This is a genomic window from Paenibacillus sp. FSL W8-0919, assembly GCF_038003785.1.
Lineage (GTDB): Bacteria > Bacillota > Bacilli > Paenibacillales > Paenibacillaceae > Paenibacillus_AQ > Paenibacillus_AQ lactis.
In genome coordinates, this window is the sequence record NZ_JBBOPV010000001.1 from 1,979,859 (window position 1) to 2,003,681 (window position 23,823).

The window sequence follows — 23,823 nt, forward strand, 5'->3', positions numbered from 1 at the left end:
AAGCTCTTTGTTTGAGAGGAGGTTAAACAATGGAAGCAAAAGCACATGCAAGAATGGTACGGATTGCTCCTCGTAAAGCTCAACTCGTTGTTGACTTGATTCGCGGCAAGCAAGTCGGTGAAGCCATCGCAATTCTGCGTCACACTCCAAAGGCTGCGTCTCCAGTAGTTGAGAAGCTGCTCAACTCGGCGATCGCGAATGCTGAGCACAACTATTCCTTGGACGTTAACAAGCTGGTGGTAACCGAGGCGTATGTTAACCAAGGACCGACAATGAAACGTTTCCGCCCGCGTGCAATGGGACGTGCAAGCCGGATTAATAAACGCACCAGCCACATTACTTTGGTGGTAGCTGAAAAATAAGGAGGGAAAACGTGTGGGCCAAAAGGTAAATCCAGTAGGACTCCGTATCGGTATTATCCGTGACTGGGAATCCAAATGGTATGCAGGCAAAGATTTCGGTGATCTTTTGCTGGAAGACGTAAAAATCCGTGAATACCTGAAGAATAAATTGAAAGACTCCGCTGTATCCCGTATTGAAATCGAGAGAGCAGCGAATCGTGTGAACGTAACGATCCACACTGCGAAGCCAGGCATGGTTATCGGTAAGGGTGGTTCCGAAGTTGAAGTTCTGCGCGGTCAAGTAACGAAGATCGCCGGCGGCAAAAAAGTTCACATCAACATTTCTGAAATCAAGAACCCTGAACTGGACGCAATTCTTGTTGCTGAAAGCATTGCACAACAGCTGGAACGTCGTGTATCCTTCCGTCGTGCGCTGAAGCAAGCAATTCAAAGAACAATGCGTGCCGGAGCGAAAGGGATTAAAACATCGGTCAGCGGACGTCTTGGCGGAGCCGAGATTGCTCGTACAGAAGGCTACAGTGAAGGAACTGTTCCACTTCATACGCTTCGTGCAGACATCGACTATGGTACAGCAGAAGCGCATACGACTTACGGCCGTATCGGCGTGAAAGTATGGATCTATCGTGGAGAGGTTCTTCCTACGGCTAAGAAACAAGCTGCTCAGGAAGGAGGCAACTAATCATGTTGGTACCAAAACGTGTAAAACACCGCAAACAACAGCGCGGCCATATGAGAGGTCAAGCTAAAGGCGGTACTGAACTGAACTTCGGCGAATTCGGTCTGCAAGCAATGGAGCCAGGCTGGATCACGAACCGTCAGATCGAAGCTGCGCGTATCGCGATGACTCGTTACATTCGCCGCGGCGGTAAAGTATGGATCAAGATTTTCCCAGATAAGCCGATCACTCAAAAGCCTCTCGAGGTCCGGATGGGTAGCGGTAAAGGTAACGTTGAGAAATGGGTTGCCGTAGTTAAACCAGGCAAGATCATGTTTGAACTTGGAGGCGTGTCCGAGGAAATCGCCCGCGAAGCGATGCGTCTCGCCGCTCACAAGCTGCCTGTGAAAACGAAGTTTGTGAAACGAGAAGAAGTGGGTGGTGAAGCAAATGAAAGCTAATGAACTGCGCAACTTAACCACTGCAGAAATCGAGCAAAAAATCGCCGGATTTAAAGAAGAACTCTTTAACCTCCGTTTTCAATTGGCTACGGGCCAGCTTGATAATCCAACTCGGATCCGTGACGTTCGCAAAGAAATAGCTCGTGCTAAAACCGTTATCCGTGAAAGAGAACTTGGGATTAGTTAATGAGACAGGCGAAAGGTCGTCTGTATTCAGGAAGGAGGCTAACAAATGAGCGAAGAACGCAATGCTCGTAAAGTGCAAATCGGTAAAGTTGTCAGCGACAAAATGGATAAGACCATTGTTGTAGCTGTTGAAACTTATAAGAAGCATGACTTGTACCACAAGCGCATTAAATACACGAAAAAATTTAAAGCGCATGATGAGAACAATGAAGCTCAAATCGGAGATACCGTTAAAATCATGGAAACTCGCCCTCTCTCCAAAGACAAGCGCTGGAGACTGGTTGAAGTGGTAGAAAAAGCGGTTATCATCTAAGAAACTGATCAGTTTTCGATGGAAGGAGGACATTTAAATGATTCAACCATTTACTCGTTTGGCTGTTGCTGACAACTCCGGTGCGAAGGAACTGATGTGTATCCGCGTATTGGGTGGTACTGGTCGCCGTACAGCTCAAATCGGTGATTTGATCGTATGCTCCGTCAAACAAGCAACACCAGGCGGCGTTGTCAAAAAAGGTGATGTAGTTAGAGCAGTAGTTGTCCGCACGAAGCGTTCCGTACGCCGTAAAGACGGTTCTTACATCTCTTTTGACGAGAATGCAGCAGTTGTTGTTAAAGACGACAGAAGCCCACGCGGAACTCGTATTTTCGGACCAGTTGCTCGCGAACTTCGCGAAAGAGACTACATGAAAATCGTTTCCTTGGCTCCGGAAGTAATCTAATAACCCGAAAAGCGGTGCTTATCGGCTTAGCGGGTACCCGATAAATCGATGAACTGGCTAGTCATAGGAGGTGTAACGAATGCCTAAAGCAAAAAAAGTTCTGGAATCCCACAACAATAAATTGCACGTGAAAAAAGATGATACGGTTATCGTCATCAGCGGTAAGGATAAAGGCAAAAAAGGCCGTGTTATCGCAGCATATCCTCGTGAAAACCGCGTTCTGGTTGAAGGTGTGAACATGATCAAGAAGCACCAAAAGCCGAACCAAATGAACCCTCAAGGCGGTATCATCGAGAAGGAAGCTCCGATCCATGTATCGAACGTTATGCACGTTGATCCGAAGAGCGGAAAAGTAACCCGTATCGGTTACAAAGTACTGGACAACGGCAAGAAGGTTCGCGTAGCGAAGAGATCCGGAGAAGTTATCGATAAATAAGACGGTTTAGAAAGGAGGTCCTTGAATCATGGCAGCAAGAATGAAAGAACGTTTTTTGAATGAAGTAACTCCTGCTCTGATGCAGAAGTTTAGCTATAAAACAGTAATGCAGGTACCAAAAATCGAGAAGGTTGTCATCAACATGGGTGTAGGTGACGCTGTAGCAAACTCGAAGGTGCTTGATTCCGCTGTAAACGACATGCAGCTGATTGCTGGTCAAAAACCGGTTATCACCCGTGCTAAGAAATCCATCGCGGGCTTCAAACTGCGTGAGAACATGCCGATCGGTGTGAAGGTGACATTGCGCGGTGAGCGTATGTACTACTTCCTCGACAAGCTGTTCAACGTTACACTCCCACGTGTACGTGACTTCCAGGGCGTGTCCACCAAAGCATTTGACGGACGCGGCAACTATACGCTCGGTCTGAAAGAGCAGCTCATTTTCCCTGAAATTGAGTATGACAAAGTGGATAAGGTTCGCGGTATGGATATCGTTATCGTAACGACAGCTAAAACCGATGAAGAGTCCCGTGAATTGCTTGCTCAACTGGGCATGCCATTTGCAAAATAAGACGGTTGTCCTTTTCTCCGAAACTATTTAGGAGGTGTCAGGCTAAGTGGCAAAAACTTCGATGAAAGTTAAACAACAACGCACACCAAAGTTCAAAGTTCGGGCATACACCCGTTGTGAGCGTTGCGGTCGTCCACATTCGGTACTGCAGAAGTTTAAAATTTGCAGAATTTGTTTCCGTGAATTAGCTTATAAAGGCCAGATTCCTGGCGTGAAAAAAGCAAGCTGGTAAGAAGTTTATAACCGGGAAGGAGGTTTATCCTACATGACTATGTCCGATCCAATTGCAGATATGCTTACTCGTATTCGTAACGCGAACACTGTTCGTCACGAAACCGTAGAAATGCCTGCTTCGACGATTAAGAAACAAATCGCTGACATCTTGAAGCGTGAAGGCTTCATCCGTGATGCGGAGTTTGTTGAAGACAATAAACAAGGGATCATTCGTGTATTCCTGAAATATGGCTCCAACAACGAGCGCGTAATCACAGGTCTGAAAAGAATCAGCAAGCCAGGTCTCCGCGTATATACAAAGAGCAACGAAGTACCTCGTGTACTTGGTGGTTTGGGTATCGCGATCATCTCCACATCTAAGGGAGTTATGACCGACAAAGAAGCTCGTCAAGCCAAAGCCGGCGGAGAAGTTCTCTGCTACGTATGGTAATCAACGTCACAAGATAGGAGGTGCAATGAATGTCCCGTATTGGTCGTAAACCAATCGCTATCCCTAGCGGTGTCGAGGTTAAACTCGATAACAATGTAATTACGGTAAAAGGACCGAAAGGTACTTTGACTCGCGAGCTGCATAAAGACATGCAGATCTCTGTAGAAAACAACGAAATCAATGTTGTTCGTCCATCCGACAACAAACTGCATCGTTCTCTTCACGGCACGACCCGCAGCGTTGTCTCGAATATGGTCAACGGCGTAACTGAAGGATTCTCGAAAAACCTTGAGCTCGTCGGCGTCGGATACCGTGCAAGCAAATCCGGTGATAAAATCGTACTGAACGTGGGTTACTCCCACCCAGTTGAAATCACGCCGGAAGCAGGCATCGAGTTCGAAGTGGCTTCCAACACAAAAATTACGGTACGCGGTATCGATAAAGAGCGCGTAGGTGCATACGCTGCTAAGATTCGTTCCGTACGCGAGCCTGAGCCATACAAAGGCAAAGGGATTAAATACGAAGGTGAACGCATTATCCGTAAGGAAGGTAAGGCTGGTAAGAAGAAATAAGGTAGCTTAAGCGTTTGGCGATGGCCAAAGCCGATAGCTAACCTGTTCTTCCTTACTTACCCGATGCGTCTAAAAGTGAAGCTGTTAAGGCAAAACTGAAGGGAGTGAAAGGGAAGCATGATCACGAAACAAGACAAGAACAAAGCTCGCTTGAAGAGACACCTGCGTGTCCGCAAGAAAATTCAAGGAACTGCTGAGCGTCCTCGTCTGAATGTGTTCCGTTCTTCGAAACACATCTACGCTCAACTGATCGACGATGTTGCCGGCGTAACTTTGGCATCGGCTTCTACGCTTGATAAAGAATTGAGCAGCGACATCCAAAACGGCGGTAACGTAGAATCCGCTCGTAAGGTTGGCGAACTCGTTGCAAAACGTGCTGCGGAGAAAGGATACAAGTCTGTTGTATTCGACCGCGGAGGATACTTGTACCATGGACGTATTCAAGCTCTTGCAGAAGCAGCTCGCGAAGCAGGCCTTGAATTCTAAGATAACTTCAAAAGGAGGTAAACGACTTGCGTGTAGATCCTAACACTTTAGAACTGACTGAAAGAGTTGTAAATATTAACCGCGTTGCTAAGGTTGTTAAAGGCGGACGCCGTTTCAGCTTTAGTGCACTGGTAGTTGTCGGTGATGGCAAAGGTTGGGTAGGAGCAGGTATCGGTAAAGCAGGCGAAGTACCGGATGCAATCCGCAAAGGTATCGAAGATGCTAAGAAAAACCTGATCCACGTTCCACTCGTTGGAACTACCATTCCTCACCTTGTGCAAGGTCACTTCGGAGCAGGCAAAGTATTGTTGAAGCCGGCATCCGAAGGTACTGGGGTTATCGCCGGCGGTCCGGTTCGTGCCGTGCTCGAGCTGGCTGGCGTAGGCGACATTTTGACAAAATCTCTAGGTTCTTCGAACTCCATGAACATGGTCAATGCGACTTTGGAGGGCTTGTCCCGCCTGAAGCGTGCTGAAGATGTTGCCAAGCTTCGCGGCAAATCCGTCGAAGAGCTGTTGGGTTAAGGAGGGAATCTCATGGCTAAACTTGAAATCACCCTCGTACGCAGCGTGATTGGACGTCCAGAGGATCAGCGTGCAACCGTGAAGACACTCGGACTTCGTAAAATCAACCATTCCGTGGTTCAAAACGACAATCCTGCGATTCGCGGAATGATCAAGAAAGTAAATCACCTGGTTTCTGTTAAAGAAATCGAAGGTTAATCCCGGGATAGGGATCCCGGACATATTAAGGAGGTGCAACGAACGATGAAGTTACATGAGCTGAGCCCAGCACCTGGTTCCCGCAAAGAGCGCAAGCGCGTTGGCCGCGGTACGAGCAGCGGTACGGGTAAAACATCAGGTCGCGGTCACAAAGGACAAAACGCTCGTTCCGGCGGTGGTGTGCGTCCAGGCTTTGAAGGCGGACAGAACCCGTTGTATCGTCGTCTTCCAAAGCGTGGTTTCGTAAACCCGACCCGCAAAGAGTACGCGATTGTGAACATCGAAGAGCTTAACAGCTTTGCAGCAGGTACTGAAGTGACTCCAGAAGTTTTGGTTGAGAGCGGTATTGTTAACAATACGAAGAGCGGAATCAAAATTCTTGGCAACGGTGAAGTTACCGTTTCTTTGACTGTAAAAGCTAATAAGTTTTCTCAATCTGCGGTAGAGAAGATCGAGGCTGCCGGCGGTAAAACCGAGGTGATCTAATGGTTAAGACCCTGAAAAATATATGGCGTGTCGAGGACCTAAGGAAACGGATATTGTTCACACTGTTCGTTCTGATCATTTTCCGTCTCGGATCGTTTGTACCGGTACCCGGTGTCAATAAAGAAGTCTTTACGCAGACGAATCAAGCAGGAAACGAATTGTTTGGTCTCCTTAACACGTTCTCGGGGGGCGCACTGTCGCAGTTTTCGATCTTTGCCCTCTCGATATTTCCATATATTACGTCGTCCATTATCGTTCAGCTGTTATCGATGGACGTCATTCCGAAGTTTACGGAATGGAACAAACAAGGGGAACACGGTAAGAAGCAGTTGGCTCAGATTACCCGTTATGGTACGGTAATATTGGGTCTCATTCAGGCCTTCGGGATGTCGATCGGTTTCAACCGTTTATATGGCGCCGAAATGGTTCCTGGAGCAACGTTCGTGGATTATCTCGTCATTGCAATCGTGCTTACCGCGGGTACCGCATTCCTGATGTGGCTCGGTGAGCAGATTACCGAACGGGGAATCGGCAACGGAATTTCGATTATTATCTTTGCAGGTATTGCTGCTGGAATCCCGATGCATATCCGGACTCTGGTCGAATCGAACTTCATTCAGGATAACCAAATCTTCCTGAATACGCTGAAGGGTGTCATCATCCTTCTGATTCTGATTCTGATCATTACGGGTGTTGTATTCATCCAGCAAGGGATCCGCAAGATTCCTGTACAATACGCGAAGCGTGTTGTAGGCAATAAAATGTACGGTGGACAGAACACGCACATTCCATTAAAGATTAACGCTGCAGGGGTTATCCCGGTAATCTTCGCGATGTCGCTGCTCCAGTTCCCGGTCATCCTGGCCAGCTTCTGGGCGCATATGGATTGGGCAAAATGGGTTACCAAGAATCTGGCGTATGACAGCCCGCTTGGAATGGTCCTCTATGTTCTCATGATCATTGGTTTCACTTTCTTCTACACATTCGTGCAGATGAACCCGAACCAAATGGCGGATAACATGAAGAAGAACGGCGGTTACGTGCCAGGCATCCGTCCTGGTAAGGCAACCGAGAAGTATCTGACACGGGTGATGACCCGTCTGACCATGACAGGAGCTCTGTTCCTGGCCGTGATCTCTGTGCTTCCAGTGTTCTTCGGGGCGCTTGCAGGACTTCCGCGTACGGTTCAGATCGGCGGAACCTCCTTGCTCATCGTTGTCGGTGTTGCACTGGATACGATGAAGCAAATCGAGAGCCAGCTGATCAAACGTCATTACAAAGGTTTTATCAATAAATAGGCGATAGGTTCCGGCGAGTAGGCTTTACTGCTTCCCGGCGCCTATTGTGTTGTTCTTGCTACTGGCAAGAGGAGGGAGTGACTTAAGTGAACATTTTATTCATGGGTCCTCCTGGGGCAGGAAAAGGAACGCAAGCAGAGCATATCGTGAATGAATTCGGTATCCCTCATATCTCGACCGGCGATGCATTTCGCCTCGCGATCAAGCAGGGCACTCCGGTTGGAGTGAAAGCGAAGGAGTACATCGATCAAGGCCTGCTGGTGCCTGATGATGTAACGATTGGTATCGTGGAAGAGCGATTGCAGCAGTCCGATTGCGAAAAAGGTTTCTTATTGGACGGTTTTCCAAGAACCCTTTCGCAAGCGGAAGCGCTGGATGACATTCTCTCCCGCATGAACACCAGTCTTGATCATGTCATCAACCTGAAAGTGGATCGGGATAAGCTTCTGGCACGCCTTACAGGCCGCCGGATTTGCAAGTCTTGCGGTTCGACTTATCATGTGATCTTTAATCCTCCTAAACAGGAAGGCATTTGTGATAAATGCGGCGGCGAATTGTATCAGCGCTCCGACGATAACGAAGAGAGCGTCGGCATTCGCTTGGACGAATATATCAACAAAACAGCACCACTCCTCACGTTTTATGAGAACAAAGGTCTTTTGCGTCAAATCGATGGTGATCAGGAAATCGACGCGGTTTCCGCACAAATTGCGTCTTTACTGCGAGGTTAACGATAATGATCATTTGTAAATCCGAAGCGGAACTGAGCTTGATGAGAGAAGCAGGAAGAATTGTGGCGGAATGCCACAAGCTCCTTGCCGCTCATGTAGAACCGGGCATTACGACCGGGGAACTGGACCTTATGGCCGACAAGTTCATTCGAAGCCAAGGCGCTGTGCCATCTTTCAAAGGCTACAACGGATTTCCTTCCAGCATTTGCGCATCAGTCAATGAAGAATTGGTGCATGGATTTCCAGGCAAACGCAAATTAATCGAAGGCGATATCGTAACGTTTGATATCGGTGCGCAGTACGAGGGTTACCATGGTGACTCGGCATGGACCTACGGGGTCGGCGAAATCTCCGAAGACGCCCAGCGTCTGCTGGACGTAACGGAAGGCTCGCTCTATGCCGGACTCGCGCTTGTCAAACCGGATGTCCGCTTGTTTACAATCTCTCACGCCATCCAGCGCTATATCGAGGATGCAGGCTTTTCTGTCGTCCGGGAATACGTCGGTCATGGTGTGGGTACAGAACTGCATGAGGATCCGCAAATTCCGAATTACGGCGTACCCGACCGGGGGCCAAGGCTCAAGCCGGGCATGGTGCTTGCGATTGAACCGATGGTTAACGCCGGAAAACGGCATGTTAAGACGCTGGAAGACAACTGGACGGTAGTAACGGTCGATGGCTCCCTGTGCGCTCACTTCGAGCATACGGTAGCGGTGACGCCGGACGGTATGGAAATTTTGACGAAGCTGCCGGAATAGGTGATGAACTTGAACAAGGAAGTCACGATGCAAGTCGGCCAGATTGTTAAAGTGCTGAAGGGCAGAGATGCCGGACAGTATGCCGTTATCGTTTCGATGGAGGATTCCAGGTTCGCATGGATCGCGGATGGGGACAAACGGAAGTTTGACGGAGCGAAGAAGAAGAATGTTCTTCATCTGGAGCCCCAGCCCTTCATTAGCAGTGAAGTTGTAAACAGTTTGCAAGAAAGCGGTCGGGTCACAAACGGAAAGCTGCGGTTTGCCGTAAGCCGGTTTGTATCCGATAAATCCAAGGCTGATCAGAAAGGAGACTAATTGTGGCTAAAGAAGATGTCATTGAAGTCGAAGGAACGGTTATTGAACCGTTGCCGAATGCTACCTTTAGAGTCGAGCTGGAGAATGGTCATCAAATTCTCGCTCATGTTTCCGGAAAGTTGCGGATGCACTTTATCCGTATTCTTACAGGAGACAAAGTGGTTGTTCAACTCTCGCCGTACGATTTGACCAAAGGTCGCATCACGTACCGTAAATAGATTTTCGGTTCCCCTGGGGAATCAAAGAGCTGCGAAGCGGTTTTACAGATGTAAAACTCAGCAGCGGCTACAAACGTCCGTTTAGTTTCGAAGCTGGTTTTACAACGTAAAACTTGGAGGAGGTAATTAGCATGAAGGTAAGACCTTCTGTAAAGCCTATTTGCGAAAAATGCAAAGTCATTCGCCGCAAAGGGAACGTAATGGTTATCTGTGAAAATCCGAAGCACAAACAAAAACAAGGTTAAAGAAGGGGGTGTAGCGTAAAATGGCTCGTATAGCTGGTGTGGATTTGCCACGTGACAAACGCGTTGAGATCGCCTTGACTTACATTTTCGGAATCGGTAAAACGACTTCCCAGAAAGTTCTGAAGGAAACTGGCATCAATCCGGACACTCGTGTTCGTGATTTGACAGAAGATGAAGTCAGCAAATTGCGCGAAACGATCGACAAAATGGTTAAGGTAGAAGGTGACCTGCGTCGTGAAATTTCCTTAAATATTAAACGTCTTACGGAGATTGGCTGCTACCGCGGTATTCGTCACCGTCGCGGCTTGCCTGTTCGTGGACAACGTACCAAAACCAATGCTCGTACACGCAAAGGTCCTCGTCGTACCGTAGCGAACAAGAAGAAATAAGAAAGGGGGATAACAGACAATGGCTAAACCAAAAAAAGTCGTACGTACTAAACGTCGTGACCGCAAAAATATTGAAAGTGGCGTGGCTCATATCCGTTCCACGTTCAACAATACGATCGTAACGATTACGGATCCTCACGGAAACGCGATTTCTTGGGCAAGCTCCGGCGGCCTTGGATTTAAAGGCTCCCGTAAGTCGACCCCGTTCGCTGCGCAAATGGCTGCTGAAACAGCTGCCAAAGCGGCTATGGAGCACGGTATGAAATCGGTGGAAGTAATGGTTAAAGGTCCTGGCGCTGGTCGTGAAGCAGCGATTCGTTCCCTGCAAGCAGCTGGCCTTGAAGTCAACCTGATCAAAGACGTTACACCAATTCCGCATAACGGATGCCGCCCACCAAAACGTCGTCGCGTATAATGAAGTCATCCTGTTAGTGTGGTATAAAACTAGTGCAATCTGCTAAGAATGGTTGTTTAGGCATACTACTACATGGATTACTGGATAAGATGACAGTTTCATATAGGAGCGACGTTTGAAGGAGGGGTACTTGCGTGATTGAAATCGAAAAGCCGAAAATTGAGACCGTTGATGTCAATGAAGAAGGAACCTATGGGAAATTCGTAGTGGAACCGCTGGAGCGCGGTTACGGCACAACGCTGGGGAATTCACTTCGCCGCATTCTGCTGTCCTCGCTCCCGGGCGCTGCGGTTACATCGATTCAAATCGATGGCGTACTGCATGAATTTTCCACGATTCCGGGTGTCATGGAAGACGTGACCGAAATCATTCTGAACCTGAAAGCTTTGTCGCTCAAGATTCATTCCGACGAAGAAAAAGTGTTCGAGATTGATGCGGAGGGTGAAGGGGTTGTTACCGCAGGTGACATTCGCGCGGATAGCGATGTGGAGATTCTGAATCCGGATCTTCATATTGCAACGCTCGGCCCTGGTGCAAGACTTCATATGCGTATTTTTGCTAGTCGCGGTCGTGGCTATGTCCAGGCGGATCGGAACAAACGCGATGACCAGCCTATCGGCGTCATTCCCGTCGATTCGATCTATACTCCGATTAGCCGTGTTAATTACGGCGTGGAAAATACGCGTGTTGGTCAAGTAACCAACTACGACAAATTGACGCTTGAAATCTGGACGGATGGAAGCATTCGGCCGGAGGAGGCTGTAAGCCTCGGCGCCAAAATCTTGACGGAGCATCTGTTCCTCTTCGTGGGTCTGACCGACGAAGCGAAGGACGCAGAGATCATGGTTGAGAAGGAAGAAGACAAGAAAGAAAAAGTGCTTGAAATGACGATCGAGGAGCTGGATCTTTCCGTTCGTTCCTACAACTGCTTGAAGCGTGCCGGCATTAATACGGTACAAGAGCTGACCACGAAAACCGAAGAGGATATGATGAAAGTCCGGAACCTCGGACGCAAATCCTTGGAGGAAGTACAAGAGAAGCTCGAAGAGCTTGGCCTGGGACTTCGTACGGAGGATTAAGCTTTCAATCGGCTTAGCTTAGCAAAGGAGGGAATAACAGATGGCATACCAAAAGTTGGGCCGCGATTCCAGTGCGCGTAAAGCGTTGTTCCGTGACCTGGTAACCGACCTTTTCTTATATGAGCGCATTCAAACGACAGAAGCGAAAGCGAAAGAAGTTCGTTCGATCGCTGAGAAGCTGATCACGCGGGCAAAGAAGGGTGATCTTCATGCTCGTCGTCAAGTAGCTGCATTCGTACGTCGTGAAACGGTGGATGGCGAACAGGACGCAATTCAAAAGCTGTTCTCCGAAATCGCACCTCGTTACGCAGAGCGTCCAGGCGGATACACTCGTATCCTGAAGCTGGGTCCTCGTCGTGGTGACGCAGCTCCAATGGTTTACTTGGAACTGGTGGATCGCGCGTAAGATTGTTTTCATGAAGTGACTGTAGTTATGTATGCCCGGCTCTACACATGTTTATTCGCACTGCGAATACGGGGTAGAGCCAGCAGGGGACGTGGTACGAGATCTAGTCGAGCATTCGATGGTTCGACTCGTCTCGACTGCCCCATGGGCAATGATAACGGGGACCTTCTAGTCATGCGGCTGACTCGAAGGGTTTTAGCCAAGCATGATGAAAAGGAGCTCCTTTGGGGCTCTTTTTTTGATCATCAAGAACGTCTACACCGCTCTGAAGGGGAATGGATCCGATCGGATGCCGGTACCTTAGCGTAATGGGGATCGTGTAGTAGACGGCAAGCATTACAGGAGGGCAGCATGCGGAATCTTCTGATGAAAGTCAGTTACGACGGTACCGATTATAACGGCTTTCAAACCCAGCCGGGTGGCCACACAATTCAGGATTATTTGGAGGAGGCTATTCACCGCTTATCCGGTGAGCAGTTGAAAATCACAGCATCGGGACGGACGGATGCCGGCGTGCATGCGCGCGGTCAGGTGTTTAATTTTTACACGGCTTCCCCAATCCCGCTGGAGCGTTGGTGCATGGCCTTAAATACCTGGCTGCCGGAAGATATCGTGGTCACGGAAGCGATGGAGGTGCCGGAGGATTTCCATTCCCGCCGCGCAGCCAAGCGTAAAACGTACCGCTATACGATCAATGCGAACCAGTTCCCTGATATTTTTAACCGCAGATACCAGATCCATCATTACGGGAAGCTGGATATCGAAGCCATGCGGCAGGGACTTTCTCATCTGATCGGGACGCATGATTACACGACGTTTGCATCACGCAAGTCGACGAAGCCGTCCCATGTACGTACGATATTCGACGCCTGGATCGAGACGGATACGTCAATGTGCCGACCGGGCACGAAAGATCAAGGAATCATTCATACGTATTTGACCGGCAACGGCTTCCTTCAGCATATGGTCCGGATTATTATGGGGACGCTGATCGAAGTGGGTGAAGGCAGACGCCACCCGGATGATATGCGGGTGATTCTGGAAGCCAAAAACCGGGCAGCAGCCGGGCCTACCGCCATGAGCAAAGGTCTGATGCTGTGGGAAGTGGAATATGATATCCCCTCGATAGCGGAGACTCCATCCATTCAAACGACCTGAACACGCTGTGCTTCAGTTAGTAGACGGGTGGGAGCCGCTGCAAGCGAGGCTGTCATACAGAGGGGCTAGAACGGTTCTTGACGTGTTTGGCGACTTGTTCGAGTAAAGCGGGAAGCATAACCTGGAAAGCCTAAAAAACACTTGCGTAAGCAGGTTGAATCCTGTATTATATTAGTTGTGTTTTCTTAACGGCTCTCCCACAGCCCCGGTTAAGAAGATGCCACAGAATGACGTAACACGAAGCAACAACATGAACATGCATTACACATGAACGAAGATAAATGATGATAATGAAATGATTTTCGGACGAATACAAGGAGGAACTATACATGCGTACCACCTATATGGCGAAGCCAAATGAAGTTGAGCGCAAATGGTACATCGTTGATGCCGAAGGCAAGACGCTTGGCCGTTTGGCAAGTGAAGTTGCGGCTCTGATCCGCGGCAAACATAAGCCTCAATTTACTCCACATGTTGACACAGGGGATTTCGTAATTGTTATCAATTCCGAGAAAATCCGCCTCACTGGCAAGAAGATGGAGAACAAGAAGTACTATCGTCACTCCCTGCATCCAGGTGGATTGAAAGTAACTGCAGCTCAAGACCTGATTGCAAAATTCCCGGAACGCGTGATCGAAAGCGCAGTTCACGGTATGCTTCCTAAAACTCGCATGGGCGAGAAAATGAAGCTGAGACTGAAAGCATATGCAGGCACAGCACATCCACATGAAGCACAAAAACCAGAAGTTTACGAACTTCGCGGTTAATTAAAAAGGAGGACAGTTTCATGGCTCAAGTACAATACTATGGGACAGGTCGTCGTAAGCACTCGGTAGCACGTGTACGCCTCGTACCGGGTGAAGGACGCATTGTCATCAATAAACGTGATATTAATGAATACTTCGGTTTGGAAACCCTCAAACTGATCGTTAAACAACCTTTGAATCTGACAGAAACAGCTGGTAAGTATGACGTGCTCGTTATCGCTCATGGCGGCGGTATTTCCGGTCAAGCCGGCGCGATCCGTCACGGCATCTCCCGTGCTCTTCTGAAAGCAGATCCGGAACTTCGCGGTTCGCTCAAGAAAGCTGGATTCCTGACTCGCGACCCTCGTATGAAAGAACGTAAGAAATACGGTCTTAAAGCAGCTCGTCGCGCACCTCAGTTCTCCAAGCGTTAATTTACAGCATCCAAGAGTCCTTGGCCAATTATGGTCAAGGGCTTTTTTGCGTTTGGGGATAAGTGCCGTCAATGATGGAAGCCATAGGCCGTTTATACACAGCGGATTCAGCGTATCAAGAGAATCAGGAGGAAATTCCGCATCAAATGAAAGGCCCTTATGCACAATATGTGCACAGCCTGTGAAAAAACGCTGGTGTTGTCTATGACAAATGATATAGCCCCACTTGACTCCATATGTAAATAGCGTTATATTATTTATTGTCGTTTAATTAACAACTTAAATAATTAATATTTAATCATTAATTAGATAAGTAATTGGAAAGGAGGATACGGATGGATCGGAACGAAGAGCTTTTTCAGGTGTCGTCCATGTTCCGTGCCCTGCTCAAGAACATTTCGCAGGATTGGAACAAGACGAGTGCGGGGAAATACAATTTAACCTTTCCGCAATTTCAAGTGTTGTACGTATTGAAGATGCGGGGCCCGCAGAAAGTTTCCGAGCTTGCGGAAGCTCTGTCGCTGACGCCGCCGGCGATTACGGGGCTGACGGACAAATTATTCGCCGAAGGGTATGTTCAGAAGGAGCGCGCAGAGGATGACCGCCGAGTCGTCAATATTACGATTCTGGATGCGGGCTTGGAGATGATACAGAAGGTCAAGCGCGACCAGAAAGAAATGATACAGGGCTTCTTCGACATACTGTCCGAAGATGATATACAGCATTTGAAACGGATTTTCTCATTAATGCTGTCCAATATAGACCAACACAAGGGGTAGGGGTGGAAAAAGAATATGGAGCACTTAACGCTTAAACGCAAAATATCCATCATGATCGCAATCATGGCCGCGATGTTTTTCGCTGCAATCAACCAGACGATTACGAGCACGGCGATGCCGCGCATTATCGCGATCTTGGATGGAATGGATTATTATACGTGGACGATTAACATCTACTTATTAACCTCCACGATTGCGACCATTCTGGTCGGTAAGCTGTCCGACATGTTCGGACGGAAGCCGTTTATACTTATTGGGATATTGTTTTTCATGCTGGGTGCCTTTTTAACGGGTACGTCGACGGATGTGTACCAATTTATCATTTACCGTGGTATTCAGGGTATCGGTGCAGGCATTATCCAGTCTACGGCATTCACGGCGGTCGGCGACTTGTTCGCACCGCGTGAACGGGGCAAATGGATGGGGCTGATGACGGCTGTATTCGGATTTTCGAGCGTGCTCGGGCCGACGCTAGGCGGTTATCTGGTCGACCATATCGAATGGCGCTGGCTGTTCTGGATTTTCCTCCCGCTGGGCATTGTTGCTTTCATCATGATATTGTCGCTGTTTCCGAAGGTGGATCGCAAGAAGGGGCAGTCGATCGACTATTTGGGCTCCTTGTTCCTGACAACATCGATCGTTCCGCTGCTGCTGGCTTTCTCTTGGGCAGGGACCGAATATCCATGGGGATCGTCGCAGATCATCGGATTAATCGCTGCTTCCATCGTATCGGCTATCATCTTTATCCTTATTGAGATGAAAGTGAAGGAGCCGATCCTTCCGCTTAGCCTGTTTAAGAACAGCGTCGTGACCATTTCCAATCTGATCGGATTCATTATGAACTTCGGTTTGATGGGAGCCATGATTTATATTTCCTTCTATGTGCAAGGCGTGCTGGGGATATCGCCTACCTATGCAGGTTATGTTACCATTCCGATGTCCGTCTTCATGATGGGCATGAGCGCCGTCGTCGGCCAGTTGATCGCCAAGAGCGGCAAGTACAAGCGCTATGCGCTGATCGGTGTGCCGATTATGATCGTCGGTATGGGAATCATGGTAGTTATGGATAACCTCTGGCTGACGGTCATCAGTACGATTATCTTCGGCCTCGGCCTTGGGCTCGGTATGCCGGTCTTCTCCTTGGCAACGCAAAACGCAGTTCCTCACAAGGAGCTTGGCGTGGTGACGGCTTCCTCCCAATTGTTCCGTAACCTGGGGGGGACCATCGGGATCGCGGTTATGGGTACGGTCATGTCCAACAGCTTGACCAAAAACCTGAAGGAGGCGCTGCAATCGCCGCAGGCCCCTGATTTCAGCTCGCTTGATCCGCAGATGGCGCAGCAAATGCTGTCTTTTGCGAATCCGCAGACGCTGATGAACAAACCGTTGATTGAGCAGACGCAAGCGAATCTTCCTGCCGATGTACAGCCGCTCTTCATGCAGATGATCGACAGCATCCGCGATGCGCTGGGCAACACGCTGTCCATGGTATTCCTGACAGGAGCCCTCGTGCTTGTCATTGCGCTCTTGCTGGTGTTCTTCTTGAAGGAAGTGCCGCTGCGTACCAGCAACCAAGGACCTGCTCCTCAGCAGGGCGACAAGCCGTCCGCAGACGGCCTTGGAAAAACGAATATCAAAGCTGCCGAGCCATCTTTGGCAGCGGATTAAGCCGTCACTCTTCGAGCATATGGAACCTCCAAATGTTCAATAAAGACCCGATGAAAATCCTTTCTTGCGTATGCAGGGAAGGATTTTTTTGGCTTCGTGCGGATGATGATTTGAGGTTGACATTTATTAGGAATGTTTTATACTGAAGGTAATTCATATTATTTCAGTAGGAATATCGGGTTTAAATCGGGGGAGGCATCCAAAACATGAATTTGCTGGAGAAAGAAGATTTGATCAAGGTGCAGGCGGAAGAGCTTGAGCACAAGTCCGCCGAGGAAGTTATCGAATATGCGATCCGCACGTTTCCGAACATCACCTTTGCGTGCAGCTTCGGTGCGGAAGACGTCGTATTGGTTGATATGATTCAGAAGATCAGCCCGTCCACGGATATTTTTTATTTGGATACCGATTTTCACTTTAAGGAAACGTACGAGACTCGCGATCGGTTAGCCGAGCGGTACGGCTTGGAATTTGTCCGGGTATCTCCGCTTATTACGCCGGAGGAGCAGGCCGCTCAGCATGGCGAGGCTCTATGGAGCGTGAATCCGAACCAATGCTGCAACATTCGTAAGGTTGAGCCGTTAACCCGCATTTTGTCTCAATATGAAGCCTGGATTACCGGGATCCGCAGAGACCAAGCGCCTACCCGGGCGAATGCCAAGAAGATCGAATACGATACGAAATTCGGACTTGTCAAATTTAATCCGATCGCCGGTTGGACCAGTGAAGACGTATGGAACTATATCCGCGCGAATGATGTGATTTATAACCCGCTGCATGATCAGAACTATCCGAGCATCGGATGCGAATATTGCACGAGACAAGTGATGCCTGGCGAAGATCCGCGTGCAGGACGCTGGTCCGGCCATGAGAAAACCGAGTGCGGACTTCATAAATAATCCGATCCACATACCCAATCGATGGGAGTCACAAGAGGAGGAATCATTCATGACAGCAATACTCCCCCATGGCGGAACGCTGGTGCAGCGGGTCGTCCAAGGAGAAGAACGCGAAGCTTTATTGAAGCAGGCAGGCACTTTTCAAGCAATTCGGGTCAATGCCTGGACGATCTCGGATCTGGATCTGATCGGCGTAGGGGCCTTCTCGCCGTTGCAAGGATTTCTGAATGAGCAGGATTATAACGCTGTCGTTTCTTCCATGCGGCTCTCCGACGGAACCGTATGGAGCATTCCGATTACGCTTGCGGTGAATGAGGAGACGGCAGCCAAGCTTGAGGTTGGCCGGAAGGCAGCGCTGGTCGGAGAAGAAGACGGCGTTATTTACGGCGTTATTGATGTGGAGAGCATTTATCAGGTTGATCAGAAGCTGGAGGCTGTTCAAGTATTTAAGACGGACGATCCGGAGCATCCCGGCGTTAAAAAGCTGTTTGAGCGCCCATCCACCTACGTAGGCGGGCCGATCCAGGTGCTGAATCGTCCGCAGCCGGAGCGTTTTCGCGAGTTTTATTTCGACCCATCCGAGACGAGAAAGGCTTTCCGGGACAAAGGATGGAACACCGTTGTCGGTTTCCAGACACGCAACCCGGTTCACCGCGCACATGAGTACATTCAGAAGAGCGCTATGGAAATCGTGGATGCCTTATTCCTGAATCCGCTGGTCGGGGAGACCAAATCGGACGATGTGCCGGCTGATGTGCGGATGAAGAGCTATTTAACCTTGCTGAAGCATTACTATCCGGAGGATCGGACCTTCCTTGGGGTATTTCCTGCCGCCATGCGCTATGCGGGCCCAAGGGAAGCCATCTTTCATGCCATGGTTCGGAAAAACTACGGCTGCACGCATTTCATCGTAGGCCGGGATCATGCCGGCGTAGGCGACTATTACGGCACGTATGAGGCCCAGGAAATCTTCAAGAACTTCACGGCAGAGGAGCTCGGCATTACGCCGCTGTTCTTCGAGCACAGCTTCTTCTGCAAGACTTGCGGCAATATGGCGTCGAGCAAAACCTGCCCGCATCCGAAGGAGGACCACTTGACCTTGTCGGGTACGAAGGTTCGCGGTCTGCTGCGGGACGGCGTTTGCCCGCCGCCTGAATTTACGCGTCCAGAGGTTGCTCAGGTGCTGATTGAGGGTATGAAGGAGCGGGTCTCCGTTTAGTCTGAGGTCATAAATAACCACCTTGTCCCATATGATGGAGTTAGTACAACTCATGGGACGAGGTGGTTTTGTTATGTCCAGGCGGAGTTCGGACAAGGTGACGTTGTGGGTATCGTGGAAGAGAATCAAGCAATCGATAATAGGGGCCGGCCTGCTTGCATTAATTTTGATCGTCGTTACGTATGAGGTTCCATCTGCGAACACCTCCAACACCTGGAGTCTGCCGCTGGCGGGCAAAGTGATCGCACTCGACGCGGGGCACGGCGGGCCTGACGGCGGGGCTGTCAGCCGCCAAGGGGTGATCGAGAAGGATGTAAACTTAGCCATTACACTGTATTTACGCGATTATTTGCAGCAGGCCGGAGCGCTGGTGGTGATGACGAGGGAAGGAGATTATGATCTTGCCTCGGAATCGACCAAGGGCTATTCCAAGCGGAAGACTGAGGATCTGAAGCAGCGGGTGCGGAAGATCGAGGACAGCCGTGCGGATCTATTCATCAGCGTGCATCTGAACAGCATTCCTTCCAATCGTTGGAGAGGGGCGCAGACCTTTTTCCCTCCGAACAATGAGGAGAGCAGAAAGCTTGCCGAATTGATCCAGAGCGAAATCCGACACAACCTCCAGAACACACAGCGGCTGGCGAAGACGGAAGACACCATATATCTGCTTAAGGCTCTACAGATGCCGTCTGCCCTGGTCGAGGTGGGATTCTTGTCCCACCCGGAGGAATCCGACTTGCTCCGGGATGAGAAGTACCAACGGAAAGTGGCTGCTGCCGTCTATAACGGTATTTTGCGTTATACCGCTGGAGAGTCCCCGTCCGAGTCGTCACAAGCTGCAGAGTAATGGTATAATAGACATGTTATCGAAGCAATGTCTATTCCATTACATAGAGCAGAGGTGCTTATCATGCTGACTAGAGAACAGGTACAGGAGATACTCCAGCCGCTGACCGATCCCGAAACCGGGAAGAGTCTGATGGAGCTTCAGCGTATTCGGGATATCGTGGTCAAAGAACGGACAGTCCGTCTATCCGTAACCTATAGCAGCGAAGATGTACGCGCTTCCTTGGAGGCGCAAATCCGGGAGCTTCTGGAGGCAGTGGGTGCGGAGGATATCCATATCCGGATGCGTCCGCTGGAGCAAGGCGGGGGCGAAGCGCCCCGGAATCAGGAGCCAAGCGACCGCGAGAAGCTGACGAAGGGCCACGCAGCCGGTATGGAGAACCATGAGTTATTGAGTGAGGAGTCAGGCGTAACTTTCATTGCTGTAGCAAGCGGCAAGGGCGGTGTCGGCAAATCGACGGTGACCGTGAACCTCGCAGCGGCCCTGGCGCGGCAAGGCAAGAAGGTCGGGCTGATTGATGCAGACATTTACGGCTTCAGCGTACCGGATATGATGGGCATCGAAATCGGGCCGACCGTTTCCGATGACGGCGTGATTCATCCCGTAGAACGTTTCGGTGTCAAAGTGATGTCCATGGGCTTCTTCATTCGTGAGAACAGCCCCGTGATTTGGCGAGGCCCGATGCTCGGCAAGATGCTGCGTCAATTTTTCAGCGATGTGGCTTGGGGAGAACTGGACTACATGCTTCTTGATCTTCCGCCGGGAACGGGGGATATTGCCCTGGACGTGCATCAGATGATCCCGCAGAGCAAGGAGATCATCGTTACGACGCCGCATGCGACAGCAGCGTTTGTCGCCGCTAGAGCGGGGGCGATGGCGATCCAGACGGAGCATGAAATATTGGGCGTTGTAGAGAATATGGCGTACTATGCCTGCTCCCATTGCGGTGAGAAGGATTACGTATTTGGCCGGGGCGGCGGCGGGAAGCTTGCCGAGACGCTTCATGCGGAGCTGCTGGCGCAGCTGCCGCTCGGCGGGCCGGATAACCATCCGTCCGAGCCTGATTTCTCTCCTTCGGTGTATAAGCCCGGCACCGAGAGTGCCGCGATATATGATGAGGTTGCGGCCAAGATTGTGAATAAGTGCGAGAGCAACCGTTAATAAGCGATAGCGAAACGAAACAAGCTCCCTGATGGGAGCTTGTTTGCGTATGAAACGGCTGGATGTGCCGTATGGCATAAGAGCCAGTTGGATGTGCCGTGTGGCGTATGAGCAGGCTAATGTGCTCTATGGCGTCTGAGACGCTGAATGTGTTGTTAGCGCACGAGTAGGCTAACGTGCCTCCGAGCTGGACGTGCCGTAATGGCGGATGAGCCGGGGAGATGAGCCGTATGCGTTTGATGGGGCACAAGGCCGTTTTGCGTGAGAACTGCATGGGCCGTTATGCGTATGAACTGACTGTATAGGCTGTTAATGGGATTTACCCAGTTTCAATCGTTACGGTTTTTGGATTCAAGAGGCAGCCAGTTAGCCAAGAACGATAACCGGTGAAAGAGTGTCTTTAACCGGATAGGTTGAGAGGGTACCGGCCAGACGGTTAACTTCCGCTGCCGCCCTCTTCACCTTGACCGCCGCCTTCGCCGCCACCTTCACCCTCGCCACCGCCTTCACCGCCGCCTTGCTCTTGCTTCTGCCCCTCTTGCGGCTGCTTCTTCTCCACTTTAGGCTGAAGCTCGTCCTTTACGACGGATTTCAGAAGCTCCAGCACTTCCATGCGGAAGAGAGGATTTTGCATCGCCTCTTGCATGACGGTCATGGATTGCTTGCGGTAATCCGGCGTGTTGGTCAACTCAAGAAACGACTTCATCACGTCCGGAGATTTCAGCATGTCCTGAATGGCTTTTTGATAAGTAGGGTCTTTAATCAACTGCATATGCAGCTGTTTGCTTTGGGAATTGATCGCTTTGGCGAAATCGCCGGCAAATTTCGGGTCGGTCATAATTTTTTCGATTTCTTTTTTATATTCATCCGATACAAGCGTGTCTTTAACAGCCATCCGGATCTCCTCGCCGGATTGGGCAGTCATCATCCGCATCCCCATCGACCCGGTGCTTCCGGAAGAACCGGACCCGCCTCCGAGCGCATCTTCCACCGCTTTTTTTCCTTCGTCGGTCTTCAGGATGTCGACCACCATGGATTTGATCTCTTTATATCCAAGCTGAGGGGAAGCGCTCTGTTCCTGGCCGCAAGCGGTAAGCGTTATGGCAGCAACGAAGACGATAATACATAAACGAAATAACGGCCACTTCATTACCGTTTTCCTCCTTTTTTACGGTTCTGTGAATAGTATGTGATGCTTTTGCGGAAATATGTCGCATTCAGAATGGTTTTTTATTGTGAACGTTGGTAAAATAATGATCTGTGGGGGTGGAGGTTCGTTGAGCTTACGGAAGTGGTCCAAATTATTTTTGAAGACGATGCTCGTAGGGGCAGTAGCGGCCTTAATTGTAGGTCTGGGGCTGCAGCTGTTTAATGGCTTTATCGATTTTAAGGGAGTAGCCGATTTTTTAATATACCCGCTGATTTTGTTGGGTTCTGGGGCTTTGGTGAGCGTGTATTCCCAGATGGGCTTTTTTGCCTACCTGACGTTAAATTATATGGGAATAGGCATATTCCGCAAAAAAACCTGGCAGTACATTCAGATCGTGCTAGCCGTTCTTGCGCTGCTTGAGCTGATGTTCTTCCGCACCTTCGTTGGCGGATCGACTAGCTTGGGACAAGATGTGGGCTTAGGGATTGCCATTCTGGTCGTTGCAGTCATTGTCGCTTATTTTAAAGTAAAGAGCACGAACGCCAATGCCTGGATACCGACGCTGTTCTTTATGATGGCGGTTTCTATTGTAGAAATCATCGGCGTTCTGCAGATCGGTGTGAGCAATGCCACCATCTTTATGGTCGTACCTCTTTTGATCTGTAATGCATACCAAATTCTGACGCTGCATAAAGTTACGCAGGATGAAAAAAAGAGCTAAACCTTAGCTCTTTTTTTATTACCGGTAGGAAAGCGGGAGGCAGCATCACAGCCCGCCGGCATCCTCAATATTTTGTTGAATCGAAGCATGGTCGCGTACCTCGGTGCCCTTTGTGCTTCCTTGCTGGAGCAAGTCGGTCACGGTGACGAACTCATACCCCTTATTGCGGAGTTCTTGAATGATCTGCGGCAGCGCTTCGTGCGTTTGCTTGACGGAGTCGCTGGCATGCATGAGGACGATATCGCCGGGATGCGCTTTGGAGACGACCCGGTCGACGATTTTATCCACGCCGATGTTCTTCCAATCTCTTGAGTCCGTATCCCACTGGATGACGGTATAGTTCAGGCTTTCCGCAATGCTTAAGACCCGTTTATCAAAGTCGCCGTTCGGCATCCGGATTAATTTCGGTTCTTGTCCGGTCATTGAGGTTAAAATATCATGAGCCGACATGATCTGCTTCCGAATCTCCTCGTCGGACAGGGAGCTGTAATTCTCGTGCTTGAAGCCGTGGCTGCCGATTTCATAACCGCTTTCCTTAATGGCATTCACGATGTCCGGATGCGTTTTGCTCCATGGTCCGGAGAGGAAGAAGGTAGCTTTCTGGACTCCGTTGTCTTTTAGCGCCTTCAAAATGGGCTCTGCACGTTTTTCTCCCCAGCTGATATCAAATGTCAAGGCTATCTGCTTCTTGTCTGTAGACACGCTGTAAATGGCCGACGGGCCGGTTTCAGAGAAAACCGAGATATTGTCGCTCTCCACATAAATGACGCCGATTGCAAATACCGCTGCGGCAAGAACAAAGAAAAACCGCTTGATCTTTCTGCCGTTGAATACATAAAAAGAATTCATAATACGATCTGCCCCTCT

The 23,823-nt window shown here is 49.7% G+C and carries 37 protein-coding genes; 35 read left to right on the plus strand and 2 right to left on the minus strand.

Annotated elements, in window-relative coordinates:
• The first annotated feature begins 29 nt into the window (after window positions 1–29).
• The 34 genes from rplV to NST44_RS08625 all read left to right on the plus strand — a co-directional run bounded on the left by rplV (window position 30) and on the right by NST44_RS08625 (window position 21,085).
• The gene (gene rplV, locus NST44_RS08460; RefSeq protein WP_007132564.1) at window positions 30–362 is read left to right on the plus strand and encodes a 50S ribosomal protein L22; all 333 of its coding nucleotides are present in this window, start codon (window positions 30–32) and stop codon (window positions 360–362) included.
• 13 nt (window positions 363–375) lie between these two features.
• Window positions 376–1,041, plus strand: coding sequence for a 30S ribosomal protein S3 (rpsC, locus tag NST44_RS08465; protein WP_007132563.1), 666 nt, complete (start codon window positions 376–378; stop codon window positions 1,039–1,041).
• 2 nt (window positions 1,042–1,043) lie between these two features.
• The gene (gene rplP / locus NST44_RS08470) at window positions 1,044–1,478 is read left to right on the plus strand and encodes a 50S ribosomal protein L16 (RefSeq protein ID WP_007132562.1); all 435 of its coding nucleotides are present in this window, start codon (window positions 1,044–1,046) and stop codon (window positions 1,476–1,478) included.
• Complete coding sequence (gene rpmC, locus NST44_RS08475) at window positions 1,468–1,665, plus strand: 50S ribosomal protein L29 (RefSeq protein ID WP_007132561.1); 198 nt, start codon at window positions 1,468–1,470, stop codon at window positions 1,663–1,665. Before rplP ends, rpmC begins: the two co-directional genes overlap by 11 nt.
• Window positions 1,666–1,710: 45 nt before the next feature.
• The gene (gene rpsQ, locus NST44_RS08480) at window positions 1,711–1,977 is read left to right on the plus strand and encodes a 30S ribosomal protein S17 (RefSeq protein WP_007132560.1); all 267 of its coding nucleotides are present in this window, start codon (window positions 1,711–1,713) and stop codon (window positions 1,975–1,977) included.
• 37 nt (window positions 1,978–2,014) lie between these two features.
• Window positions 2,015–2,383: a 50S ribosomal protein L14 gene (rplN, locus tag NST44_RS08485; RefSeq protein WP_006212911.1), complete on the plus strand. Its 369-nt coding sequence runs from the start codon at window positions 2,015–2,017 to the stop codon at window positions 2,381–2,383.
• 79 nt (window positions 2,384–2,462) lie between these two features.
• On the plus strand, window positions 2,463–2,819 hold the full coding sequence (gene rplX, locus NST44_RS08490) for a 50S ribosomal protein L24 (RefSeq protein ID WP_007132559.1): 357 nt from the start codon (window positions 2,463–2,465) through the stop codon (window positions 2,817–2,819).
• A 28-nt stretch (window positions 2,820–2,847) separates the two neighbouring features.
• On the plus strand, window positions 2,848–3,390 hold the full coding sequence (gene rplE, locus NST44_RS08495) for a 50S ribosomal protein L5 (protein WP_007132558.1): 543 nt from the start codon (window positions 2,848–2,850) through the stop codon (window positions 3,388–3,390).
• A gap of 46 nt (window positions 3,391–3,436) precedes the next feature.
• The gene (locus tag NST44_RS08500; RefSeq protein WP_013312154.1) at window positions 3,437–3,622 is read left to right on the plus strand and encodes a type Z 30S ribosomal protein S14; all 186 of its coding nucleotides are present in this window, start codon (window positions 3,437–3,439) and stop codon (window positions 3,620–3,622) included.
• 33 nt (window positions 3,623–3,655) lie between these two features.
• Complete coding sequence (gene rpsH / locus NST44_RS08505) at window positions 3,656–4,054, plus strand: 30S ribosomal protein S8 (protein WP_007132557.1); 399 nt, start codon at window positions 3,656–3,658, stop codon at window positions 4,052–4,054.
• Window positions 4,055–4,083: 29 nt separating this feature from the next.
• Entirely contained in the window at window positions 4,084–4,626 is a 543-nt protein-coding gene (gene rplF / locus NST44_RS08510) for a 50S ribosomal protein L6 (RefSeq protein WP_007132556.1), read from the plus strand.
• Between the two features lie 117 nt (window positions 4,627–4,743).
• On the plus strand, window positions 4,744–5,112 hold the full coding sequence (gene rplR, locus NST44_RS08515; RefSeq protein WP_007132555.1) for a 50S ribosomal protein L18: 369 nt from the start codon (window positions 4,744–4,746) through the stop codon (window positions 5,110–5,112).
• Between the two features lie 26 nt (window positions 5,113–5,138).
• Window positions 5,139–5,636: a 30S ribosomal protein S5 gene (gene rpsE, locus NST44_RS08520; protein WP_007132554.1), complete on the plus strand. Its 498-nt coding sequence runs from the start codon at window positions 5,139–5,141 to the stop codon at window positions 5,634–5,636.
• 12 nt (window positions 5,637–5,648) lie between these two features.
• Window positions 5,649–5,834 (plus strand): 50S ribosomal protein L30, encoded by a 186-nt coding sequence (gene rpmD, locus NST44_RS08525; protein ID WP_007132553.1) that lies wholly within the window; start codon window positions 5,649–5,651, stop codon window positions 5,832–5,834.
• Between the two features lie 45 nt (window positions 5,835–5,879).
• Complete coding sequence (gene rplO, locus NST44_RS08530) at window positions 5,880–6,320, plus strand: 50S ribosomal protein L15 (protein WP_007132552.1); 441 nt, start codon at window positions 5,880–5,882, stop codon at window positions 6,318–6,320.
• Window positions 6,320–7,618, plus strand: a complete 1,299-nt coding sequence (secY, locus tag NST44_RS08535) for a preprotein translocase subunit SecY (RefSeq protein WP_007132551.1) — start codon at window positions 6,320–6,322, stop codon at window positions 7,616–7,618. The genes rplO and secY overlap by 1 nt, the downstream gene beginning before the upstream one ends.
• Window positions 7,619–7,704: 86 nt before the next feature.
• Window positions 7,705–8,349, plus strand: a complete 645-nt coding sequence (locus tag NST44_RS08540) for an adenylate kinase (protein WP_007132550.1) — start codon at window positions 7,705–7,707, stop codon at window positions 8,347–8,349.
• A gap of 5 nt (window positions 8,350–8,354) precedes the next feature.
• Window positions 8,355–9,107, plus strand: coding sequence for a type I methionyl aminopeptidase (map, locus tag NST44_RS08545; protein ID WP_007132549.1), 753 nt, complete (start codon window positions 8,355–8,357; stop codon window positions 9,105–9,107).
• 9 nt (window positions 9,108–9,116) lie between these two features.
• Window positions 9,117–9,422: a KOW domain-containing RNA-binding protein gene (locus tag NST44_RS08550; protein ID WP_028406460.1), complete on the plus strand. Its 306-nt coding sequence runs from the start codon at window positions 9,117–9,119 to the stop codon at window positions 9,420–9,422.
• A 2-nt stretch (window positions 9,423–9,424) separates the two neighbouring features.
• Window positions 9,425–9,640 (plus strand): translation initiation factor IF-1, encoded by a 216-nt coding sequence (gene infA, locus NST44_RS08555; protein ID WP_007132547.1) that lies wholly within the window; start codon window positions 9,425–9,427, stop codon window positions 9,638–9,640.
• A gap of 131 nt (window positions 9,641–9,771) precedes the next feature.
• Window positions 9,772–9,885 carry a 50S ribosomal protein L36 gene (gene rpmJ / locus NST44_RS08560; RefSeq protein ID WP_003333770.1) on the plus strand — a complete coding sequence of 38 codons (114 nt, stop codon included), beginning with the start codon at window positions 9,772–9,774 and terminating at the stop codon, window positions 9,883–9,885.
• A 20-nt stretch (window positions 9,886–9,905) separates the two neighbouring features.
• Window positions 9,906–10,274, plus strand: a complete 369-nt coding sequence (gene rpsM, locus NST44_RS08565; RefSeq protein WP_007132546.1) for a 30S ribosomal protein S13 — start codon at window positions 9,906–9,908, stop codon at window positions 10,272–10,274.
• 19 nt (window positions 10,275–10,293) lie between these two features.
• Window positions 10,294–10,689, plus strand: coding sequence for a 30S ribosomal protein S11 (gene rpsK, locus NST44_RS08570; protein WP_007132545.1), 396 nt, complete (start codon window positions 10,294–10,296; stop codon window positions 10,687–10,689).
• A 134-nt stretch (window positions 10,690–10,823) separates the two neighbouring features.
• Window positions 10,824–11,768: a DNA-directed RNA polymerase subunit alpha gene (locus NST44_RS08575; RefSeq protein WP_007132544.1), complete on the plus strand. Its 945-nt coding sequence runs from the start codon at window positions 10,824–10,826 to the stop codon at window positions 11,766–11,768.
• Between the two features lie 40 nt (window positions 11,769–11,808).
• A complete protein-coding gene (gene rplQ / locus NST44_RS08580; RefSeq protein WP_007132543.1) occupies window positions 11,809–12,174 on the plus strand; it encodes a 50S ribosomal protein L17 in 366 nt (121 codons plus the stop codon).
• A gap of 351 nt (window positions 12,175–12,525) precedes the next feature.
• A complete protein-coding gene (gene truA, locus NST44_RS08585; protein WP_007132542.1) occupies window positions 12,526–13,332 on the plus strand; it encodes a tRNA pseudouridine(38-40) synthase TruA in 807 nt (268 codons plus the stop codon).
• A 329-nt stretch (window positions 13,333–13,661) separates the two neighbouring features.
• A complete protein-coding gene (gene rplM / locus NST44_RS08590) occupies window positions 13,662–14,099 on the plus strand; it encodes a 50S ribosomal protein L13 (protein ID WP_007132541.1) in 438 nt (145 codons plus the stop codon).
• 20 nt (window positions 14,100–14,119) lie between these two features.
• Window positions 14,120–14,512 carry a 30S ribosomal protein S9 gene (rpsI, locus tag NST44_RS08595; protein ID WP_007132540.1) on the plus strand — a complete coding sequence of 131 codons (393 nt, stop codon included), beginning with the start codon at window positions 14,120–14,122 and terminating at the stop codon, window positions 14,510–14,512.
• 335 nt (window positions 14,513–14,847) lie between these two features.
• Complete coding sequence (locus NST44_RS08600; RefSeq protein WP_007132539.1) at window positions 14,848–15,291, plus strand: MarR family winged helix-turn-helix transcriptional regulator; 444 nt, start codon at window positions 14,848–14,850, stop codon at window positions 15,289–15,291.
• Window positions 15,292–15,306: 15 nt separating this feature from the next.
• A complete protein-coding gene (locus NST44_RS08605; protein WP_007132538.1) occupies window positions 15,307–16,959 on the plus strand; it encodes an MDR family MFS transporter in 1,653 nt (550 codons plus the stop codon).
• A gap of 206 nt (window positions 16,960–17,165) precedes the next feature.
• Window positions 17,166–17,858 (plus strand): phosphoadenylyl-sulfate reductase, encoded by a 693-nt coding sequence (locus NST44_RS08610; RefSeq protein WP_007132537.1) that lies wholly within the window; start codon window positions 17,166–17,168, stop codon window positions 17,856–17,858.
• A gap of 49 nt (window positions 17,859–17,907) precedes the next feature.
• Window positions 17,908–19,077 (plus strand): sulfate adenylyltransferase, encoded by a 1,170-nt coding sequence (sat, locus tag NST44_RS08615; protein WP_007132536.1) that lies wholly within the window; start codon window positions 17,908–17,910, stop codon window positions 19,075–19,077.
• Between the two features lie 73 nt (window positions 19,078–19,150).
• Complete coding sequence (cwlD, locus tag NST44_RS08620) at window positions 19,151–19,924, plus strand: N-acetylmuramoyl-L-alanine amidase CwlD (RefSeq protein WP_144870394.1); 774 nt, start codon at window positions 19,151–19,153, stop codon at window positions 19,922–19,924.
• A gap of 63 nt (window positions 19,925–19,987) precedes the next feature.
• Window positions 19,988–21,085 carry an Mrp/NBP35 family ATP-binding protein gene (locus tag NST44_RS08625; RefSeq protein ID WP_340898876.1) on the plus strand — a complete coding sequence of 366 codons (1,098 nt, stop codon included), beginning with the start codon at window positions 19,988–19,990 and terminating at the stop codon, window positions 21,083–21,085.
• 436 nt (window positions 21,086–21,521) lie between these two features.
• Here NST44_RS08625 and gerD read toward each other — a convergent pair whose 3' ends face one another.
• Entirely contained in the window at window positions 21,522–22,235 is a 714-nt protein-coding gene (gerD, locus tag NST44_RS08630; RefSeq protein ID WP_028406975.1) for a spore germination lipoprotein GerD, read from the minus strand.
• A gap of 127 nt (window positions 22,236–22,362) precedes the next feature.
• On the opposite strand from gerD, the gene NST44_RS08635 reads away from it, so the two are divergent.
• Window positions 22,363–22,956 carry a KinB-signaling pathway activation protein gene (locus tag NST44_RS08635; RefSeq protein ID WP_007132532.1) on the plus strand — a complete coding sequence of 198 codons (594 nt, stop codon included), beginning with the start codon at window positions 22,363–22,365 and terminating at the stop codon, window positions 22,954–22,956.
• Window positions 22,957–23,001: 45 nt separating this feature from the next.
• Here the strand turns inward: NST44_RS08635 and pdaB are convergent, their stop codons facing one another.
• Entirely contained in the window at window positions 23,002–23,805 is an 804-nt protein-coding gene (pdaB, locus tag NST44_RS08640) for a polysaccharide deacetylase family sporulation protein PdaB (RefSeq protein WP_028406976.1), read from the minus strand.
• Window positions 23,806–23,823: the final 18 nt, after the last annotated feature.